This window comes from Methyloparacoccus murrellii, from assembly GCF_054657115.1.
The window spans coordinates 1-20581 of sequence record NZ_BAAHXD010000054.1 but is presented as its reverse complement, the minus strand read 5'-3'; the positions used below and the strand labels follow the sequence as shown (position 1 = coordinate 20581).

Below are 20581 nucleotides of genomic sequence, written 5' to 3'. Positions count from 1 at the left end.
ACCCATATCCAGAAAGGTGGCTTTCCGGAAGGCTGCATCCTGGAAGCCGCCGCGCGCAAAGATCAGGTCGTAGAGCGTCATGTCCTTGGCCAGCACAAACTTGCCTGCCTCCTTGACGTGTCCTTCCATGGCGACAAAGCGTTCCTTGCCCGCCATGCCGTAGGCAGACTGGATGATGACCTCGTCCATCTCTCGCAAAGGAATGTTGTCGCCCTGGTTCCCCGAGAAGTCGAAATTGCCGGACACGTTACGGGTATAAAGCGCCTTCAGCGAGATCACCGTCAGTTTCTTCGAGAAGTCGTTCTCGGTCCGGATCAGGTCGGCGCGATCCAGAAACGCGTATTCGCGCAGCCCCTCGGCCTTCTGGACGAGGTCATTCAAGGTCATGCCCGGCTGCCATTCGTAAGTCCCGGGACGGATGATGCCGTCGCCCTTGATGCTGACCACGTTCTTGCGTACCTGAACATTCCTGGCGATCCGGATCACGTCGCCATCCATCAGCGGGTAGTCCTCGTGTGGATCGGCGACGATACGGTCCAGGTCCACGTCCAGATAGATTTCGCCGCGATTGAGTTCATAGCGTTTGATCTGGGTTTGCCTGAGGTAGGCATCGGGGGTGAAGCCACCCGCGAACTTGAGAAGTTCGCGAATGCCCTCGTTGCCGATCATTTCGTATTGATTGGGACGGCGTACCTCGCCCTCGATGGTCACCGACCGTTGCTTCAGTGGCACGACAATGTAGTCACCCGGTTGTAACCGGATCGTCCTGTAATCGATATCGCCGGTCAGCAGGAAACCGTAGAGATCCACGGTATCGACCTTGCCATTGCTGCGGCGGATACGAATCTCCCGCAGGGAGCCGCCAGTCTTCACGCCTCCCGCGTTGTGCAGCATGTTGATGACGTTCGCGACGCCAGCGCTGACGGTGTATGCGCCCGGCTTGTTGACCTCGCCGACAACGAGAATGGAGAGCTTCCTCAGCTTGCCGACACGGATATCGACGAAGGCCGTGCTTTTCGGGGGATCGACGGCATTGATGTACGCCGCGTAAATCTGCGATAGCGCCTGCACGACTTTCGGTTTCAAGTCGCGCAGGGTGACGCCGTTGGTCTGTATGCGTCCCCCGTTGTCGGGCAGGTCGATGAAGCCCTCGTCGCTGACGACCAGGTTCAGTGTCTCGACCAGTTGTCCCCAGATCGAGACGACGATTTCATCGCCCGGGCTGAGCAGGTAAAGGTCGTCCACCGGGCCCTGATTGATCGGTAATCCACCGGAACTGAAGGTTTCGTAGCCGAAGCCTTTTCCCTGAGCCGCATCCTCTCGCGAGGAAGGGATGCCGATTTCTTTGGATAAATCCACATTCTTAGGGGGCATCGATGGCGAAGTCATCGCGGTTCCAGGGGGCGCTGGGCTGCCCTCCCTTGATGTCGGCTCAGTCGTCGCGCCAGCCTCGGCATTGGCCATCCCGGATGGCACCCCCGGGGGCGGCGGCGTAGCCGTTGCGGCAGTCGTGGCGCCGTCCGTACTGGGTGCCTGGACAGTCGAGGACATTTCCTCAGCCAGGGCTACACCCATGAAACACAGACCGGCAAACAGCACGAGCAGGATGGCGGAACAGGGACGGGAGAAAGCTTGCAGGTGGGGTGACGGCGTCAACCGTCGGATGGCTTTATGGAGCATGGAGTCAGGTAATGCGGCGGTTTCAAGGGTCAAGTGCAACACGGATTGGTGGATTGCACTGTCTGGCATCGGAGCCAACGTCAGCAGGTCGTTGTACCCCTGAAGTGGGGCACGGGAGCCGTGCATCTTACGCGGACGGATATCGGGCTTCCAGGCAATGGCGTTGAGTTCCTCCTGCATGTGCCCGGAAAGACCGGTTCCTCGCGGCAGGTAGCGCGTAAGAGTCCGAGGGCGTTCTCGTTGCGGATATGCGGCCAGGCGTGGTGTGATCGGCAAGCAACATGGCGGCGGCGGTCATTTCCGTCACGCGCTCGTGGGCACACGACGGAAGCCCGCCAGGATGGTCATGGCGGAGCCATTCTTCATGCTGGTCTTCACGCGGGCTAACAACTCTGTCCGCCAAGCGATTGAAGGCCCCTCCGATCAGATTTCCCTCCGATGGCCGGGGATGAGCCCATCTTCCACCTCGGGATGGACGCCCTGGCAAGACGTCATGTTCCAGGTCATTCATTCAAGCAAACTCCTGTCAAGTTCTGTCAGAAAGCTATTGTCAACTTGTTGATCCGCTAAAATGGCGTACGTAATTCCACGTATCCGGCAGCGTCTCGGCGGCAGGCGCATTGCAGATCCGATCATGGATCAGTATTTTGCTGATACGGGCATCAGATGCATAATGAAACCTCATCGCCGCATCCTGCCTCAAACATTATGCTCCCACTCTCCCTGTCCTTCCTGGTCTCCATGCTGCTGGTCCTGATGCTGCTGCGCTACCAGCATCTGCACCATCCCTACTCCGCGGACCATGATCTTGCCGGGGTGCAGAAGTACCACACCCGCCCGGTTCCGCGCATTGGTGGCCTGGGGATCGTGCTGGGCATGGGGGCCGGCTACTGGGGGACGGTGACGGGCACCAATCCTCCGCTGTCCGAAAGCGCGATGCTCCTGCTGGCAGCGGCCGGGCCAGCCTTTCTTGCCGGTCTGGCCGAAGATCTCACCAAGCGGGTTGGCGTCAGGCAGCGGCTGTTTGCTACGGTGGTCTCGGCCGCGCTGGGCGGCTGGTTACTGGGTGGCTGGTTGTCGCGGCTGGATATCCCCTGGCTGGATGCCGTGCTGCGAGAGCCAGCGCTCAGCCTCAACTGGGATTACGTCAAGATTGCCGGTTACATCTCGATCAGCCTCACCTGTCTGGCGGTGGCCGGCGTGGCCAATGCCTTCAACCTGATCGACGGCTACAACGGCCTGGCCGGCGTCGTTGCCATCATCATCCTGCTGGGTCTGGCCTATGTGGCGCATCAGGTCGACGATCCATTCGTGAAGAACTCGGCGCTGGCCCTGGTCGGCGCCATCGCCGGCTTCCTGATCTGGAACTATCCGCGCGGGCTGATCTTCCTCGGCGATGGCGGGGCCTATTTCATCGGTTTCGCGATCGCGGAACTCTCCATCCTGCTCGTGGCCCATCATCCGCAGGTATCGCCCTGGTTCCCCCTGCTGCTGGCCTTCTACCCCATCTTCGAAACGCTTTTCACCATCTACCGCCGCGGCATTCATCAGCGCCGCAATCCCGGCCTGCCGGATGCCGCGCACCTGCATCAGCTGATCTATCGCATCGTGGTGCGCTGGGCGGTCGGCTCGGATCATGAACATCACCAGACGCAGCGGAATGCCCTGACCTCGCCGTATCTCTGGTTCCTGTCCAGTCTGGCTGTCATGCCCGCCGTGCTGTTCTGGGACCGAACCCCGCTGCTGCAGGCCTTTACCCTTGTTTTCGCCGGGACCTACATCCTGCTTTACCGCTGCATCGCACGGCGTGCCATACCATCCTGGATGATTCTGGGGCGCGGTGAGCGAAAGGGGCTTGGGCGTCTGTTGGAGGAGGTTCCTCGCGAGAATCGCCAGCCTGGTCGCTCCCGCTTCGATCAGGTGTAGCCGTTTTTTCTGCCAGGCAGGGACGGCGCGAGGGGACCTTCCGTATCCGGACATGCTGCCGCTACCCTTGATCTCTCTTGCCGGGCTTTGTTATCGTTCACGATATGAACGGCTATGTCTCGTGCCGATGGGCAAGCCGGCCACAGCGGCGAGGTTGACCCTTGTGGAATGCTGGCCAGCGTTGCCCTGGCTTGATTTTCATCGATGTGCATGGAAGTGAAGGTACCGGTGTCGCCACAAGAACAAGCTCATCTCCGGCTGCTGAAGCTGCTCAACGACAAGCCTGGACTTAGCCAGCGCCAACTGGCAGAAGAACTCGGCGTGAGTCTCGGCAAGACGCATTACCTGCTTCAGGCGCTGATCGCCAAGGGCTTCCTGAAGGTCGACAATTTCCGCCACAGCCCGCACAAGATGCGGTACTTCTATCTCCTCACGCCGGCGGGACTGGAAGCCAAGCTTCGCCTGACAAGGGACTACCTGGCCCGCAAGGAAGCCGAATACCAGGCCTTGCGTGCCGAAATCGAACATTTGCGTACCGAGTTGCAAGCACCACCCTCTGAGGCGGGGGCATCGATCGGTGGGGAAGGCGTATCGTGAACGAAAGTCCCGAACAGCACTGGTATGTGGTCTACACCAAGCCGCGGCAGGAAGCGCTCGCACGACTGAACCTGGAGCGTCAGTGCTATACCTGCTATCTGCCCCTGATACCGGTCGAGAAACTGCATCGGCGGCTCCGCAAAGTGGTCAGCGAACCTCTGTTCCCGCGCTATCTGTTCATCCGTCTCGGCCACGGCCTGACGGGGCCCGGCTGGGCCCCCATTCGCTCCACGGTGGGTGTCAGCCACCTGTTGCGCTTTGGCGATCAGCCTGTGCGGGTCGATGACCGGTTGATCGAGCAGATTCGCCGCCGCGAGCAGGCCGCCAGCCAGACCCCCGAGCCGCTGCATAAGACCGGAGACAGCATCCGCATCCAGGAAGGCCCTTATGCAGGCCTGTCGGCCATTTTCCGGATGAGCGACGGTGAATCCCGCGCGCTGGTGCTGATCCAGATGCTCGGACGGCAGGTTCCGCTGGGTCTGCCGCTGGCCAGCATTACCCGGGAAGTGGCCTGAGCGGCGTTCCCTGGAACCCCGCTGGGCACCCAACACCTCCACGGTCCGGTTTCGGACCGTTTTGCCAGGGGCAGGGCAGAGCCGCGCCCGCCCCGGAACATGAACTGGGCCGCGGGTCCAGCAGGTTTCGCTGTCGGCCACCGGTGATCCCCCACAGGATACCGGATGGCGGTAGCGTGCCCGATGGTTCCCGCCCGTTCACGGTGTGTCATTAGTGCTCCGGCCACAATAAAGCGTACAACCATGGGGTCAGTTGCCGCGCCACATAAGGCTCCCATGGTTTACAGCCGTTCGATAAAAAGTGGCCGGGTTAATAGTGAGTGCGCCAAGCACGAAGAGTCCCAAGCCATGGTCACGTACCTGCCGGCCCGGTGTCCCCGTTCATGGCGCGTGTCATTCTGAGGGCGCCAAGCCCGAAGAATCCCATGCTACGGACACTCAGCGACAAAAAACCACGCCCGCCCCACAGGCCGCGATCCCCCGGCTAGCGTCCTCAGGAAGACACATCGACCCGAACGCGCCTGCTTCAGCCTGCTCGCCCAGCATCATTGCAACCCATGAATCTCGACAACACCCGCATCGGCATCATCGGCCTTGGCTATGTCGGCCTGCCCCTCGCCGTCGAGTTCGGCAAACGCTATCCCACCATCGGCTTCGACCTCAAGGTTGCCCGGATCGAGGAGCTCCGCGCCGGCCACGACAGCACCCGCGAGACCACGCCGGAAGAACTGCTGTCCGCCAGTCACCTGAGCTTTACCGCCGACCCCGCGGACCTGGCCGACTGCAACGTCTACATCGTGACCGTACCCACGCCCATCGACCGCTACAAGCGCCCTGACCTGTCCCCATTGGAGGGCGCCAGCAAAACCGTCGGCCGCCTGCTCAAGCCTGGCAACGTGGTGATCTACGAGTCCACTGTCTATCCCGGCTGTACCGAGGAAGTCTGTGTCCCCATCCTGGAACGTGAATCCGGGCTGCGCTATGCCACCACCGCACGGAGCGCAGCGGAGAAGGGCATTTCCGGCGACGCACCCGACACAGACAACCCAACCCCCTCTCCCATGACGAGGGAGGGCAGGGGGGAGGGTGGCCAACACCGCTTTTTCGTCGGCTACTCTCCCGAGCGCATCAACCCCGGCGACCAGGAACACCGTCTCACCACCATCACGAAAGTCACCGCCGGTTCCACGCCCGAGGCGGCCGACAGAGTGGACCGGCTTTACGCCAGCATCATCACTGCCGGCACCCACAAGGCCAGCAGCATCAAGGTGGCCGAAGCCGCCAAGGTGATCGAGAATACCCAGCGTGACCTCAACATTGCGCTGATGAATGAGCTGAGTCTCATCTTCCACCAACTGGGGATCGACACACTGGAAGTGTTGCAAGCCGCTGGCACCAAGTGGAACTTCCTGCCTTTCCGTCCCGGTCTGGTCGGCGGCCATTGCATCGGCGTCGATCCCTATTACCTGACGTACAAAGCCCAGGAAGTGGGTTACCACCCCGAAGTCATCCTGGCCGGCCGGCGCATCAACGACAACATGGCCGAACACGTGGCCGATGAAACGGTCAAGTTGATGCTGAAAAAGGGTATTCCGGTGCTCAACAGCCGCATCCTGGTGTTGGGACTGACCTTCAAGGAAAACTGTCCCGACCTGCGCAACACCAAGGTGGTGGACATCATCAAGCATCTGTCTGCCTACCAGACTCAGGTCGACGTATACGACCCCTGGATTGATGTCCAGGAGGCCCAGCATGAATATGGCCTGTCCTGCCTGCCGCAAGCCCCCGCCCCTGCGCGGTACCATGCCATTTTGCTGGCCGTGGGGCACCGGCAGTTCGTGGCGCTGGGGGCTGACGGCATCAAAGCCCTTGGTCTGCCCAATGCCGTGATTTACGACGTCAAATCCATCCTGCCCGGCGGCAGTGCCGACGGCCGACTATGAGCATCCACATCATGACCCGATACGAGCACCTTCAGGGCGAATTGCGGCGAAACCCGAAAACATGGCTGGTGACGGGGGTGGCCGGCTTCATTGGTAGCCATTTATTGGAAACCCTGCTCAAGCTGGATCAGACCGTGGTGGGCCTGGACAACTTTGCTACTGGCTATCAGCGCAATTTGGAGGACGTGCAAACCTTGGTAATGTCGGCACAATGGGCGCGCTTCACCTTTATCGAGGGTGATATTCGTGACCTGGCCACCTGCCAGCGTGCCTGCCAAGGCGCGCATCACGTGCTGCACCAAGCCGCGTTGGGCAGCGTGCCGCGCAGCCTGGCTGATCCGCTCACGACCAACGCCACCAACGTCAGCGGCTTCCTGAACATGTTGGTGGCCGCGCGTGACGCGAAAACGCACAGCTTTATCTATGCGGCCAGCAGCAGCACCTATGGCGACCACCCCGCGCTGCCCAAGGTGGAAGAAACGATCGGCCATCCGCTGAGTCCCTACGCCGTCACCAAATACGTGAACGAGCTGTATGCCGATGTCTTCGCGCGCTGCTACGGTTTCCACACCATAGGTTTGCGCTATTTCAATGTGTTTGGCCCCCGGCAGGACCCCAACGGTGCCTATGCCGCGGTCATCCCCAAATGGACCGCCGCCATGATCGCGAACGACGACGTCTTCATCAACGGCGACGGCGAAACCAGCCGCGACTTCTGCTTCGTCGACAACGCCGTGCAGGCCAACCTGCTCGCCGCCACCGTTACCGAGCCCGAGGCGCGCAACCAGGTCTACAACGTCGCCGTGGGCGACCGCAGCAGCCTCAACCAGCTCTTCGAGGCGCTCTGCGAGGCGCTGGCCGACAACGGCATCGACTACACCGGCAACAAGGTTTACCGCGACTTCCGCGCCGGCGACGTGCGCCACTCGCAGGCCGACATCGGCAAGGCCCGGCGCCTGCTCGGCTACGCGCCCAGCCACGACATCCGCCAGGGCATCGACGCGGCGATGCCGTGGTATGTGCACCGCCTCACCGGCGAGCAAACGTCCGATGCGCGCCTTGCGGCGCGCCTGCACAAACCGACACGGCCGGAACCGCTGTAGGAATAAGGCAAGGCGGGATCACCGCCGCCCCCCCAATCGCGCCGCCCGGCGCTACATACCGCCACTCCGTGACCTCGAAATCCTCCTACGCCCAGATCCTCAAGTCCTCCTCCATCATGGGCGGCGTGGCGGGATTCAACCTGCTGCTGGGGATGGTCCGGACCAAATTTGCCGCCATCCTCATTGGTGCCGTCGGCTCGGGCCTGATCGCCAACTTCACCGCCATTCAGGGATTCGCAGGCACCCTGGCCGGACTCGGCATCCAGTCCAGCGCCGTGCGCGAGGTCGCGGCGGCGGTGGCAGCCGGAGATGAGCAGGCCATCGGCCGCACGGTCTTGACCTTGCGCCGCGTCGCCTGGCTGACCGGGCTGACGGGCATGGCCAGCCTGATGCTGCTTGCACCCCGGATCAGCCAATGGACCTTTGGCCATGATGGCTACGCCCTGGATATCGCCGCGCTGGGCCTGATCATCCTCTTTGCCAACCTTTCCGGGGGGCAGATGGCGCTTATTCAGGGTGCGCGCCGAATCGGCGACATGGCGCGTGCCAACCTGGTCGGTGCGCTCTTCGGTACCGCCATCACCCTGGCCTGCTATCTCGCCTGGGGACGGCGTGGCATCGTGCCCGCCCTGGTGCTGAATGCCTTCGTGCAGCTGGTCGCATCCTGGCGCTTCGCCCGGCGCGTCCCCGTACCTCGCGTCACGATGGGCTGGCGCCAGAGCTTCCGTGCTGCCGGCGGCATGATCCGACTGGGCGTTGCCATGATGTGGTGCGGCCTGCTCGGCAGCCTGGTGAGTTATGCCACCAACACGATCATCACGCAGACCCATGGCCTGCACGCGGTTGGGCTCTACAGCGCCGCCTTCAGTCTGTCCGGCATGTTCATCAACTTCGTGCTGGGCGCCATGGGGGCAGACTATTACCCGCGACTCTCCGCCCTGGCCGATGACAAGCCCGCCATGGTCCGCCTGGTCAACCAGCAGACCGAGATCGGTTTGCTGCTGGCGGTACCCGGTTTGCTTGCCACCCTCGCGCTGGCCCCCTGGATTGTTCGGCTGTTCCTCACCCCGGAGTTCGCCTATGCCGCCGAATTGCTGCAATGGTTGATCCTCGGCTGTCTTGGCCGCGTCATTTCCTGGCCCTTGGGCTTCGTCATGCTGGCGCTGGGCAAAGGCGGCTGGTTTTTCGCGACCGAAACCGCTTTCCAACTCCTGCATCTTGCTCTGATCCTGCTGGGGCTGTCCGAATTCGGGCTCGAAGGCGCGGCCATGGCATTTTTTGTTTTGTATGTGATCCATATTGTTGCAATGTACATTGTTGCAAATCATTTGATGTGTTTCACTTGGAGTAGAGCAACCATAAAGTTGCTGCTATTATTGCTTTCAGGTGTCGCCGCCTACTATGCTGGTATGCATATATTGTCGGGGTATTGCGGGGTTGAACTCGGTGTTTTTTTTGTTGTCATCGCTGCATGGGCCTCCCTGCATGGTTTGATCCATAGGGTTGGTTATGGCAACCGATTTAAATCAAGGTTAAGCACCATGCCAAGACTTAAATGGCTGACTGGACTATCTGAGAAATGAGTACATGATTGGTATAGGGAACAAGGTCGCGAGAATCCTAGTCAAGATAGCTCGCGGGATCAGGAATCCAGCTCGATTGGCAGCAAAGATTTACCAGCTTGCAAGAATAGCATTTTATAAAGGGATTTCGACCAATAGATCTAAAGGGCGTATTCAGTACATTCAGCCCGTTCAGTTGGCTGGTGATGGCAGCATACAGGTTGGGGAGGCTGTTAAGGTGGGGGTTTTCCCGTCCCCTTACTTTTATTCTACCTATGGTTATATTGAGGCGCGAAGCAAAACTGCTGAAATCATAATCGGCAAAAACACATGGATAAATAATAATTTCTGCGCGCTTGCGGAGCAAACCCGAATTGTTATAGGGAAAGACTGTCTTATTGGAGTGAATGTAAGTATCTATGACAGTGACTTCCATCCGTTGCGGGCATCTGATAGAGAAAGCTCTGTTGCCCACAGGGGGTTTCCTGTCATTGTTGGAAATGATGTTTTCATTGGTTCCAATGTGAAGATTCTGAAAGGTGTGACGATTGGGGATGGTTCAGTGATAGGAGCTGGCTCGGTTGTTGTGGGTAAAATACCGGCTAATTCTCTAGCCGCTGGTGTGCCGGCTAAAGTAATTAGGAAGCTCCAATAGATTTTCTTTTTGCTTGCCATGATCCATGAATTCTATTTCATAATTGGCTGCCGCCATCGGCCTCTTGACCAGGTGTCATAGCGTGAATATCCATCCGCTGTCGGACGTACAGACCGCACGAATAGGCGGAAACACCCGCATCTGGCAATTCGTCGTCATCCTCCCCGACGCCCGCATCGGTGCCGACTGCAACCTCTGCTCCCACGTCCTCATCGAGAACGACGTCATCATCGGCGACCGCGTCACGGTGAAGTCCGGCGTGCAGATCTGGGACGGCCTGCGCATCGAGGACGACGTCTTCATCGGCCCCAACGTTACCTTCACCAACGACCCCTTCCCGCGCAGCAAACAGTACCCGCCCGCCTTTCCGGTCACGACCGTTAAAGCCGGCGCTTCTATCGGGGGGGGGGCGACCATCCTGCCAGGCATAACGATCGGCCGCGGCGCCATGGTGGGCGCCGGTGCGGTGGTGACGAAGTCGGTGCCGGATTACGCGGTGGTCGTCGGCAACCCGGCGCGCGTCGTGCGCTACCTCGGGGGCAACGATGAGCGCGGCGGCACCGATCCGGCTGCGCAAAGCGGCGCGCGTGGTGGGCAAGACGCTGAGCTTTCGTAACGCAACGGTAGACGACGCCGCCTTCATCCTGTCGCTGCGCACCGATGCCAGGAAGTCGCGCTACCTCAGTGCCGTCAGCGGCGAGCTTGCGGAGCAGCAGGCCTGGCTTGAGCGCTACGCCCAAGCGGATGACCAAGCCTACTTCATCATCGAATACCAGGACACGCCGATCGGCACCGTCCGGCTCTACGACCCGCAGGGTGCGAGCTTCTGCTGGGGCTCCTGGATCCTGCACAGCAGCCGCCCCAGCCAGGCCGCGATGGAATCCGCACTGATGGTGTACGCCTACGCGGTCGATCACCTCGGCTTTACCGCGGCGCACTTCGACGTCCGCAAGGGCAACGAGCGGGTATGGCAGTTCCACGAGCGTTTCGGTGCGGTGAGAACCACAGAAACCGAACTCGACTATCGGTACCGAATTGAAGCACCCGCATCACAGCCTCGCGAATCCGCTATCGACGCATTCTTGATGGCTCGGTAACGGTGGTTGCCAGCGACTAATCTCAATCTTTGGAATACCCCATGAGTGCTCCAGTGGTCTTCGGCAACGACTGCATCATTCCCGAAGGCGCCCGAATTGAATCCGGCGTCACCCTCGGCCAACGCGTCACCCTCGCGGGCGACAATATTGTTGTCCGCGCAAACGCTCGCCTCGACCCCGCCTGTGTGATTGCCGAGGGTGTCACGATCGGCCAAGGCGCCTGGGTTCGCCCCGGCGCGGTCGTGCTCCGCTCGATCCCCCCCAACGCCATCGTCGAAGGCAACCCCGCGCAAGTCGTCGGCTACGTCGACCGCGCAACGCAAGAGCATCGCCCTGACCCACGCCTCATCGACGTCCAGAGCTTCGGCAATCTCCCCCGCCCCGCCCACATCCCGCTCGACGTCGGCGGCAGTGCGCTCTATCTGATGCGACGCGTTGCCGACACCCGTGGCTCGCTCACCGTGGGCGAGGTGCCGACCGAGGTACCGTTTTCACCGGCCCGTTACTTCGCCGTCTTCGGCGTGCCTTCCGTCGAGCTGCGTGGCGAGCATGCGCACAAGCAGTGCCAGCAGTTCCTCATCTGCCTCCATGGCTCCTGCCGCGTGCTGCTGGACGACGGCGACCGCCGCTGCGAGGTCACGCTCGACCGCCCGGACATGGGCGTCTTCATGCCCGAGATGATCTGGGGCACGCAGTACCGCTACAGCCCCGACGCCGTCCTGCTCGTCTTCGCCTCGCGGCCCTACGAAGCGGATGACTACCTGCGCACCTACGACGACTTCCTCGCCGAACGCGCCCTTCGTACCAATTGACCTGAACGCGATACAACAATGCAGATCCCCTTCCTGGACGTCGGCGCCGCCTACAGAGAGCTCAAGCCCGCGATCGACGCCGCCATCGCCCGCTCACCTTCATCGAAGGCGGCGGCCACATCCCCTTCGACATCCGGCGCGTCTATTACCTCTACGATGTGCCCGGTGGCGCGGAACGCGGGGGGCATGCGCACAAGGCACTGCATCAGTTGATCGTGGCCATGTCCGGCAGCTTCGACGTGGTGCTGGACGACGGGCGCGAGAAGCAGCGCTTCCATCTCAACCGTTCCTACCATGGCCTGTATGTCTGTCCGATGATGTGGCGGGAACTCGACAATTTTTCCTCCGGCTCGGTGTGCATGGTGCTGGCCTCGAACCGGTATGACGAAGAAGATTACTATCGGGACTATGGTGACTACCTGACGGCCTTGGGGTTGGGGTGACGTATGCTTTTCATGTACGTCGAATACGCGCACATTGCACCTCGTTGACGTTTATGGAGACATGATCATGCAGACCCGTACGGACAGTGCACAAGCCATCGATGAGCGCAACAACGAACGTATGCACTTTCGTACCAAACCGAGCATCAAGGCCGTGATCCAGAGGGCGGCCGCGCTGTCTGGCATGGACGACTCGACGTTCACGATGAACGCCGCCTACCAAGCCGCGCAGGCAACCATTGCCGCGCATGAACGCACGCATTTGCAGCCGGTGGACCATGCGACGTTCTTTCGTGCGCTGGAGCAGGCGCCGCTGGCCAGCCCGGCGCTGCAAGCGGCTTTTGAACGGCATCGCGAGACCGTTATTGTCAAGTGACCGCCACATCGACGCCGCCATTTTGCATCGAGCCCTTCGATGCGTCCCGGCATGACCGGACCGGTTTCCGTTGCGGCATTGCTTCGGTCGACAACTATTTCAGGAAGACCGCCAACAAGCTCGCCCAGGCCGGCAATGTGCGGCTCTATGTCATGACGGCGGCAGACGATGCATTGATCGGTTTTTACGCGATCAACGCCCACGCGGTGGACTATCGCGACCTGCCCGAAAAATTTGCCCGTGCGCGCCCAGCGCACGGACGGATCCCGGCCGCCTACATCGCCATGATTGGCCGCAACCGGCGCTATGCCGGGCAAGGCTTCGGCGGTGATCTGTTGGTCGATGCCCTGCGACGCATCCAGCGGGCCGCGGTCCCGCTGGGCATCGCGGTGGTCATGCTCGATGTGCTGGATTGCGGTGATCCGGGGCGGGTGGTTCGGCGCAAGGCGCTTTATCAAAGCTATGGTTTCCTGCCACTGCCCTCAAACCCCTTGTGCCTGTTTCTGCCGATGAAAACCGTGAGCGAACTCACCGGCCGCATGGATCAAGAGTATTCCGCCACATGAACATCCCCTTCCTCGACCTCCGCGCCGCCTATCTGGAACTCAAACCCGAGATCGACGCGGCCGTCGCCCGCGTGCTCGACAGCGGCTGGTACATACTGGGCGAGGAAGTGGAAGCGTTCGAGACCGCATGGGCCAGGTATTGCGAAGCCAAGCACGCGGTCGGGGTCGCCAACGGCCTGGACGCCCTGCACCTGGCCTTGCTGGCGCTAGGGGTAGTCGCCCAGGCGCACGGCGCGTGCCAACCTGGTCGGTGCGCTCTTCGGTACCGCCATCACCCTGGCCTGCTATCTCGCCTGGGGACTGCGTGGCATCGTGCCCGCCCTGGTGCTGAATGCCTTCGTGCAGCTTGGTCGCATCCTGGCGCTTCGCCCAGCGCGTCCCCGTACCTCGCGTCACGATGGGCTGGTGCCAGAGCTTCCGTGCTGCCGGCGGCATGATCCGACTGGGCGTTGCCATGATGTGGTGCGGCCTGCCCGGCGCCGATTGCGTTGCTGTCGGAGGCGGGTGGTCCGTATGACCGAGTCATAATTCCGGAATGAACTGATGACGGCATGCCTGCCTGCATGCCACCCAACGGAGTTCGACATGCGCTTGACGCAACAGCAGATTAACGCCATTCGGGCCACCGCCACCGATGTATTTGGTGAAGACGCGCGGGTGGTACTGTTCGGGTCACGGGCGGATGACAGCAAAAAGGGGGGGGATATTGATTTGCTAATATGCCCAGGTCCGCAAAAGAGCGATCACCTGTTCAACAAAAAAATTCGATTGCTTGCCCAGCTGGAACGCCAACTGGGTGAACGTAAGATTGATGTTGTCATTGAATACCCACACGACACCCGCCCCATCGTTGCCGTGGCTCATGCCACTGGAGTTCAGATCAATTGAAACCCACCCCTGAAATGTTGGCGTTAGCTCAAGCGTGGGCGCTATGTCATGGCCACCTTGATGCGTTGCAAGATGCGTTGGGCGATATGCGGTGTCGTCAACTGACGCTCGCTGATCTGGAACATCCGTCCTCGGCCGACCGTCGTTTGCTGGATCAGTTCGCCTATCGCTACACGCGTTTGCAAGACGACATGGGCGGGAGGCTTATGCCCGCCTTGTTGCGCGCACTGGGGGAAGAGGTGGCCGCCATGCCGGCACTGGATCGGTTTGCAAGACTGGAGCAACTTGGCTGGCTGGCCAGTGCCGAAGACTGGAATGTGTTGTGGCAAATCCGCAACCAATTCGCCCACGACTACCCGGATTCGATTGACGAACGCTTTGAGCGATTGCAAGCCGCAATGGACGCCGCCGATCAATTAATCGCCATCATCGCGCACATTGACAGAAAACTTCACCAGCGGTTTTCCGAGAGTGCTCTGGTGTTTTCAAGCTCAACTCATGGCGCGCGGCATCGAACGCCCCAATCACCCGCGCCATGAATACGTTCGGGCGCCCGCTGGCCGAATGGCCACGCTCACCATCCGCAATCTCGATGAATCCCTGAAAACCAGTCTGCGTATACAGGCTGCCCGGCATGGGCACTCGATGGAAGAAGAAGTCCGCAGCATTCTGCGTCAGGCCTTGACGCCAGCCAGCCCGGCAGCTGGTCTGGGTAGCCGTCTGGTCAGTCATTTTCGGGATGCAGCCGGTGAATTGCCCCTCCCTGAACGGAACGTGCCGCGCCCGCCCCTCGACTGGGATGCGCCTGAATGATCTTGCTGGATACCAATGTGCTTTCTGAATTCATGCGCATTGCGCCGAATCCCGCTGTGCTGGCATGGCTCGACGAGCAATCGGCTGACACGGCGTGGATCAGCGCCATCACCCGAGCTGAAATCGAATGAGGTATCGCCCTGTTGACGGAAGGGCAACGCAAGCAAGGTCTGGGGCTGAAGGCTGAAACCATGTTTGAACGCGAATTCGCCGGTCGCTGTCTGCCATTCGATGCGGCGGCGGCAAGCCGATATGCCCGCATTGTGGCGACACGCAATGTGGCGGATTTCAGGCAAATCGAGGCGCTTGACGTCATCAACCCATGGAGCACATTGGCATTATGAACATCCCCTTCCTCGACCTCCGTGCCGCCTATCTGGAACTCAAACCCGCGATCGACGCCGCCATCACCCGCGTGCTCGACAGCGGCTGGTACATCCTCGGCCCCGAGGTCGACGCCTTCGAGGCCGAATACGCCGCCTATTGCGAAGCCAAGCACGCGGTCGGGGTCGCCAACGGCCTGGACGCCCTGCACCTGGCCTTGCTGGCGCTAGGGATAGGGCCGGGCGACGAGGTGATCGTGCCCAGTAACACCTATATCGCCACCTGGCTGGCGGTCAGCCAGTGCGGCGCCACCCCGGTGCCGGTGGAGCCGCTGGAGGCAACCTGCAACATCGACCCGACCCTCATCGAAGCGGCGATCACGCCGCGCACCAAGGTCATCCTGCCGGTGCACCTGTACGGCCAGCCCGCCGACCTCGATCCCATCCTCGCCATCGCCCGCAAGCACGGCCTGCGCGTGCTGGAAGACGCCGCCCAGGCGCACGGCGCGCGCTACAAGGGGCGCCGCATCGGCGCGCGCGGCGACGCGGTGGCGTGGAGCTTCTACCCCGGTAAGAACCTTGGCGCGCTTGGCGACGGCGGTGCGGTGACCACCAACGACCCCGAGCTCGCCGACCGCATCCGCGTGCTGCGCAACTACGGCTCGCGGGTGAAGTACCACAATGAGGTTCAGGGCTACAACAGCCGGCTGGACCCCATCCAGGCTGCCGTATTGCGCGTAAAACTGAACGTGCTGGATGAATGGAACGATCGGCGCAAGGCCATCGCCGAGCACTACCGGAATGCGCTCACGCCGTATCTGACGGAAGCCGGACAGGGGGGAGGGGCGCGCGACATCGCGCAGGCTCCGACCCTCACGCTTCCCCACGTCCCCGACTGGGCCGACCCGGTCTGGCACCTGTTTGTCATCCGCCATCCCGACCGAGACGAACTGCAACGGCAGCTCGCCCAGGCGGGCATCGGCACCATGATTCATTATCCGATTCCCCCGCACCGGCAACCCGCCTACGCCAGTCTGCACAAGGCGGCGGGGCGCTACCCGATCAGCGAGGCCATCCACCGTGAGGTGCTCAGCCTGCCCATGGGGCCGCATCTGGGGCCGATGGCTCGACAGCAGGTGATCGACGCCCTGTGGCAGGCGCGAACGCCGTAAGCATCGCCCGGAACCGGCCTGGGCCCCGCATCACCACCACGCGGCTGGCCGTTCAGGCAGAGACGCTGACCACCCGGCAAAAGCCAACTCACGCAGACCCTGACCCCTCTCCACCGGGAGCGGCGTGCCGGCGGGGGACAGGACGATGCTGGCTTCCCGCTGCCGAAGCGGGATTCCCGGGAATCCGCTGTTTCCGCCCTCGCGCCTGAAGGCTGGCAATCCGGCCCATGCAGCCGGACTGTCCCCCCTCCGCGGCGCGGGATGGGCGGGGTTTTCGTATCCGAATGAAACCATCACCCGAGACAGAAGCATCATGAGCATTCCCCGAATCTATGTGGCTGGCCATCGTGGCATGGTCGGTTCGGCCATCGTCCGCCACCTGCTGGTGGCGGGGCACCCACCCGAACGACTCCTGTACCGTGCGCATGGCGAACTCGACCTGACCCGTCAGGCCGATGTCGAGGCGTTCTTTGCCAGGGAGCGGCCGGATCAGGTCTACCTGGCGGCCGCCAAGGTCGGCGGCATCCATGCCAACAACACCTATCCGGCCGAATTCATCTACGACAACCTGATGGTGCAGACCAACGTCATCGAGACGGCCTACCGGCACGGCGTGCGAAAGCTCCTCTTCCTGGGGTCCAGCTGCATCTACCCGAGGCTCGCGCCCCAGCCCATGGCCGAGGAGGCCCTCATGACCAGCCCCCTGGAGCCCACCAACGAGCCCTACGCCATCGCCAAGATCGCCGGCATCAAGACCTGCGAAAGTTACAACCGGCAGTACGGGGTCGATTACCGCTCGGTCATGCCTACCAATCTCTATGGACCGGGTGACAACTACCATCCGGAAAACAGCCACGTCGTCCCGGCGCTGCTCCGCCGGTTTCATGAAGCCAGGCAGCAAGAAGCGCCGGTGGTCAGCATCTGGGGAACCGGCACGCCGCGTCGCGAGTTCCTTTATGTCGACGACATGGCCGCCGCCTGCGTGCATGTCATGAATCTCGACAAGGCGACCTATGACCGGCACACCCAGCCCATGCTGAGCCATATCAACATCGGATCCGGCAGCGATATCAGCATCGCCGAGCTGGCCCAGACCGTTGCCCGGGTCACCGGCTACACAGGGCGGATCGAGTTCGATCCGGGCAAGCCCGACGGCACGCCGCGCAAACTCATGGACAGCACACGCCTCAACACGCTCGGCTGGAAGGCCTCGGTTGCCTTGGAAACCGGACTCAGGCTGGCATACGAGGACTTCCTGAAAAGACCGGAAAACCAGGCGCGGTAGTCAGGCCAGCACGGCCATGGGACAGGCCTTCGCCGACATCCCGGCAAGCGCTCCCCGCCTTCTCCCGCTCGGGAGAGGGGTAGGCGAGGGATGTTGCCGCCCCCATGACCATATCGCCCGGAAGACCGCTCGCTCGCGGCAAGAAACCCGCATGTGACAATCCGCCAGGTCCTGCGATTGCCCTGGCGCCGCACAGGACCGCGGCTGGCGCTTTGCCCAACCCTCACCCCACCCCATTCAAGGGCTGGCCACGCCAGCAGGCTCGACACCTACCCGCCAACGCACAAGAAATGACCACGGCAAGCCATAGACCCCGCGTCGCTCTCATCACCGGCATCACCGGCCAGGACGGCTCGTATCTGGCAGAGTTCCTGCTCGAAAAAGGCTACATCGTTCACGGCATCAAGCGCCGCGCCTCGCTGTTCAACACCCAGCGGGTCGACGGCATCTACCAGGATCCCCACGTTCCCGATGCGCATTTCAGGCTGCATTACGGCGACCTGACCGACACCAGCAACCTGGTGCGTCTGGTCCAGGAGATTCAGCCCGACGAGATCTACAACCTCGGCGCCCAGAGCCATGTCGCCGTCAGCTTCGAATGCCCCGAGTACACCGCCGACGTCGATGCCATGGGCACCCTGCGCCTGCTCGAAGCCATTCGCATGCTGGGCCTGGAAAGGAAGACCCGCTTCTATCAGGCCAGTACATCCGAGCTGTTTGGCCAGGTACGGGAAGTGCCCCAGCGCGAGACGACCCCGTTCCACCCCCGCAGTCCCTACGCCGTGGCCAAGTTGTATGCCTACTGGATTACCGTCAACTACCGCGAAGCCTACGGCCTGTATGCCTGCAATGGCATCCTCTTCAATCATGAATCGCCCCGGCGCGGGGAAACCTTCGTCACCCGCAAGATCACCCGCGGGCTGGCCAACATCAGCCAGGGCCTGCAGGACTGCCTCTACATGGGCAACCTCGACGCCCTGCGCGACTGGGGCCACGCCCGCGACTTTGTCCGCATGCAATGGCTGATGCTCCAGCAGGACCAGCCCGAGGATTTCGTCATCGCCACCGGTGTGCAGCATAGCGTCCGCCAGTTCATCGACATGAGCGCCGTCGAACTGGGTATCCGCATCCGCTGGGAAGGGCAGGGCGTCGACGCGCAAGGCTGGTGGGACCAGGGCAGTCCGTTGCCGCCGCCCGCGCATCGGGCATCCCCCATCGTCCGTGTCGACCCACGTTACTTCCGCCCCGCGGAGGTGGAAACCCTGCTCGGCGATGCCGCCAAGGCAAAACAGAAACTGGGCTGGGAACCGGACATCAGCCTGGCCGACATGATCCGGGAAATGGTGGCCCACGACCTGGAACAGGCCCGCCAGCACGCCCTGTTGCGCCAGAATGGCCATGCGGTCAGTCTGGCCTGCGAAAGCTGACGAAGGAACCATCTGCCGGGCGCGTGGCAGCTTGCCCCCGTGCGCCTGCCCCCCCCATGGTAAGTCCCGGACGGCGTGTGGGGTGATGTGGATTGGGACGGCGCATATTCGATAAAAACTGGTGCATGAAGCCATTTCAGAAGATGATGAAAGAAAGGTTGGGGTGCTTCATCCGGCGACATCAATTGACGATTCTAATGCATGGATTATCTTGCTTCTGTCGATAGCAACAGGTGATAATTTTGAATAATAAAAATACGCCTGAATACCCACTTGTGAGCGTTCTTGTTATCACTTATAACAGCTCAAAATACGTTCTTGAAACCCTTGAAAGCATTAAGAGACAGACCTACTCAAACATTGAGCTGGTTATTTCTGATGATGCTTCCAGCGATGATACGGTCGAGATTTGTCAGAGCTGGCTTGCGCTCAACGCAGACCACTTCGTTCGCGCCAGGCTTGTGTGTGCGGAACAGAATGCTGGTATCCCTGCGAACTGTAATCAGGCTCTGGGGCAGGCCCAGGGTGAGTGGGTCAAGTTCATAGCGGGTGATGATATCTTGCTTCCGGAGTGTATCTCGATATTTTTGCATCATGCAAACGCATCGCCCGCTATCCGGTGCTTTGTGGGGCAGATGTATACTATGCAAGGCAATACAATAAAAAAAATCCTGATGCCCGTGGAGAGACTGTTTCCGCCAAGCGCCAAAAAGCAGCTTAGAAATTTAATATTATTTGGATCACTTCCTGCCCCTGCTGCCTTTTACTCGCTGGATATGTTGATCTCCGTCGGAGGGTTTGATCAAACGTATCCCGGGGTAGAGGACTATCCTCTCTATGTGAAAATATTTGCGTGTGGCTATTATTTTGGCGTGATCCAGCGTCCTGTCGTGATTTATCGAGTTCATGGGGAAAGCATTACCCAGCGCTCTGATACGTTATTTTCTAGGAGTATGCTGGCGCATTTCAATAACGTGGTCTACCCCACCGCAAAGAGGGAGGGATATTATATTTTCATGTGGCACCTGTTTCTGAACGAGAAGTTGGGTGTGGAGCTTGGTCGCAAGAAGCTTGTGTATTCTTGGCTGACTAGGCTGACGGATATCTTCTACTGGAGAAGGAAGGTCTATCCGTTTATTGGGCGGGATATTCACTCGCTGGTGTCTTTTAAGGTCTTGGGTGGGGTTGAAAAGAGCGATTTGCTATAGGTTGCTTTCTATTAACCCGGCCCTCTTTATCGAACGGCTGCAAACCATGGAAGCCTTATGTGGTGCAGCAGCTGACCCCATGGTTGTACGCTTTATTGTGGCCGGAGTAATACCTACTGATCAGACTTTGGATGCGGCTTTGACGCAGATATTGATTGTTGTTTTATCATATTGAACCAGCCAATGCTAA

The 20581-nt window shown here is 60.8% G+C and carries 24 protein-coding genes; 23 read left to right on the top strand and 1 reads right to left on the bottom strand.

Translation table 11 applies throughout. The features are described 5' to 3' along the window. Window positions 1–1860: SLBB domain-containing protein (locus ACYQ1H_RS13500; RefSeq protein ID WP_460028567.1), on the bottom strand; the 1860-nt coding region annotated here is incomplete at its 3' end. Window positions 1861–2388: 528 nt separating this feature from the next. Between ACYQ1H_RS13500 and ACYQ1H_RS13495 the strand changes: the two genes are divergently transcribed. The 23 genes from ACYQ1H_RS13495 (at window position 2389) to ACYQ1H_RS13385 (ending at window position 20391) form a co-directional block, all read left to right on the top strand. Continuing rightward, entirely contained in the window at window positions 2389–3606 is a 1218-nt protein-coding gene (locus ACYQ1H_RS13495) for an MraY family glycosyltransferase (protein WP_460028566.1), read from the top strand. A gap of 210 nt (window positions 3607–3816) precedes the next feature. After that, window positions 3817–4203: a MarR family EPS-associated transcriptional regulator gene (locus ACYQ1H_RS13490; protein ID WP_460028565.1), complete on the top strand. Its 387-nt coding sequence runs from the start codon at window positions 3817–3819 to the stop codon at window positions 4201–4203. Continuing rightward, window positions 4200–4718 (top strand): transcription/translation regulatory transformer protein RfaH, encoded by a 519-nt coding sequence (gene rfaH, locus ACYQ1H_RS13485; protein WP_460028564.1) that lies wholly within the window; start codon window positions 4200–4202, stop codon window positions 4716–4718. The genes ACYQ1H_RS13490 and rfaH overlap by 4 nt, the downstream gene beginning before the upstream one ends. A gap of 557 nt (window positions 4719–5275) precedes the next feature. Next, entirely contained in the window at window positions 5276–6661 is a 1386-nt protein-coding gene (locus tag ACYQ1H_RS13480) for a nucleotide sugar dehydrogenase (protein WP_460028563.1), read from the top strand. Next, complete coding sequence (locus ACYQ1H_RS13475) at window positions 6658–7764, top strand: SDR family oxidoreductase (protein ID WP_460028562.1); 1107 nt, start codon at window positions 6658–6660, stop codon at window positions 7762–7764. Before ACYQ1H_RS13480 ends, ACYQ1H_RS13475 begins: the two co-directional genes overlap by 4 nt. A 68-nt stretch (window positions 7765–7832) precedes the next feature. Beyond that, on the top strand, window positions 7833–9347 hold the full coding sequence (locus tag ACYQ1H_RS13470; RefSeq protein WP_460028561.1) for an O-antigen translocase: 1515 nt from the start codon (window positions 7833–7835) through the stop codon (window positions 9345–9347). Window positions 9348–9423: 76 nt separating this feature from the next. After that, on the top strand, window positions 9424–9981 hold the full coding sequence (locus ACYQ1H_RS13465) for an acyltransferase (protein WP_460028560.1): 558 nt from the start codon (window positions 9424–9426) through the stop codon (window positions 9979–9981). A gap of 82 nt (window positions 9982–10063) precedes the next feature. Further along, complete coding sequence (locus ACYQ1H_RS13460) at window positions 10064–10597, top strand: acyltransferase (protein ID WP_460028559.1); 534 nt, start codon at window positions 10064–10066, stop codon at window positions 10595–10597. Continuing rightward, complete coding sequence (locus tag ACYQ1H_RS13455; protein WP_460028558.1) at window positions 10527–11078, top strand: GNAT family N-acetyltransferase; 552 nt, start codon at window positions 10527–10529, stop codon at window positions 11076–11078. Before ACYQ1H_RS13460 ends, ACYQ1H_RS13455 begins: the two co-directional genes overlap by 71 nt. A 41-nt stretch (window positions 11079–11119) precedes the next feature. Further along, window positions 11120–11890: a WxcM-like domain-containing protein gene (locus tag ACYQ1H_RS13450; RefSeq protein ID WP_460028557.1), complete on the top strand. Its 771-nt coding sequence runs from the start codon at window positions 11120–11122 to the stop codon at window positions 11888–11890. A 101-nt stretch (window positions 11891–11991) separates the two neighbouring features. Further along, on the top strand, window positions 11992–12333 hold the full coding sequence (locus tag ACYQ1H_RS13445) for a sugar 3,4-ketoisomerase (protein ID WP_460028568.1): 342 nt from the start codon (window positions 11992–11994) through the stop codon (window positions 12331–12333). A gap of 61 nt (window positions 12334–12394) precedes the next feature. Beyond that, window positions 12395–12709 (top strand): type II toxin-antitoxin system TacA family antitoxin, encoded by a 315-nt coding sequence (locus ACYQ1H_RS13440; RefSeq protein ID WP_460028556.1) that lies wholly within the window; start codon window positions 12395–12397, stop codon window positions 12707–12709. Between the two features lie 152 nt (window positions 12710–12861). After that, window positions 12862–13275 carry an N-acetyltransferase gene (locus ACYQ1H_RS13435; protein WP_460028555.1) on the top strand — a complete coding sequence of 138 codons (414 nt, stop codon included), beginning with the start codon at window positions 12862–12864 and terminating at the stop codon, window positions 13273–13275. Further along, window positions 13272–13712 (top strand): DegT/DnrJ/EryC1/StrS family aminotransferase, encoded by a 441-nt coding sequence (locus tag ACYQ1H_RS13430; RefSeq protein ID WP_460028554.1) that lies wholly within the window; start codon window positions 13272–13274, stop codon window positions 13710–13712. The genes ACYQ1H_RS13435 and ACYQ1H_RS13430 overlap by 4 nt, the downstream gene beginning before the upstream one ends. Before the next feature lie 148 nt (window positions 13713–13860). Then, window positions 13861–14163 carry a nucleotidyltransferase family protein gene (locus ACYQ1H_RS13425; RefSeq protein WP_460028553.1) on the top strand — a complete coding sequence of 101 codons (303 nt, stop codon included), beginning with the start codon at window positions 13861–13863 and terminating at the stop codon, window positions 14161–14163. Further along, complete coding sequence (locus ACYQ1H_RS13420; protein ID WP_460028552.1) at window positions 14160–14702, top strand: hypothetical protein; 543 nt, start codon at window positions 14160–14162, stop codon at window positions 14700–14702. The genes ACYQ1H_RS13425 and ACYQ1H_RS13420 overlap by 4 nt, the downstream gene beginning before the upstream one ends. Further along, window positions 14662–14976, top strand: coding sequence for a FitA-like ribbon-helix-helix domain-containing protein (locus tag ACYQ1H_RS13415; protein ID WP_460028551.1), 315 nt, complete (start codon window positions 14662–14664; stop codon window positions 14974–14976). The genes ACYQ1H_RS13420 and ACYQ1H_RS13415 overlap by 41 nt, the downstream gene beginning before the upstream one ends. Continuing rightward, complete coding sequence (locus tag ACYQ1H_RS13410; protein ID WP_460028550.1) at window positions 14973–15107, top strand: PIN domain-containing protein; 135 nt, start codon at window positions 14973–14975, stop codon at window positions 15105–15107. Before ACYQ1H_RS13415 ends, ACYQ1H_RS13410 begins: the two co-directional genes overlap by 4 nt. Before the next feature lie 12 nt (window positions 15108–15119). Beyond that, on the top strand, window positions 15120–15320 hold the full coding sequence (locus ACYQ1H_RS13405) for a PIN domain-containing protein (protein ID WP_460028549.1): 201 nt from the start codon (window positions 15120–15122) through the stop codon (window positions 15318–15320). Beyond that, window positions 15317–16471, top strand: a complete 1155-nt coding sequence (locus ACYQ1H_RS13400; RefSeq protein WP_460028548.1) for a DegT/DnrJ/EryC1/StrS family aminotransferase — start codon at window positions 15317–15319, stop codon at window positions 16469–16471. Before ACYQ1H_RS13405 ends, ACYQ1H_RS13400 begins: the two co-directional genes overlap by 4 nt. A 313-nt stretch (window positions 16472–16784) precedes the next feature. Then, on the top strand, window positions 16785–17756 hold the full coding sequence (gene fcl, locus ACYQ1H_RS13395) for a GDP-L-fucose synthase (RefSeq protein WP_460028547.1): 972 nt from the start codon (window positions 16785–16787) through the stop codon (window positions 17754–17756). Between the two features lie 290 nt (window positions 17757–18046). Next, on the top strand, window positions 18047–19183 hold the full coding sequence (gene gmd / locus ACYQ1H_RS13390; protein WP_460028546.1) for a GDP-mannose 4,6-dehydratase: 1137 nt from the start codon (window positions 18047–18049) through the stop codon (window positions 19181–19183). A gap of 242 nt (window positions 19184–19425) precedes the next feature. Continuing rightward, complete coding sequence (locus ACYQ1H_RS13385) at window positions 19426–20391, top strand: glycosyltransferase family 2 protein (RefSeq protein ID WP_460028545.1); 966 nt, start codon at window positions 19426–19428, stop codon at window positions 20389–20391. Window positions 20392–20581 lie beyond the last annotated feature (190 nt).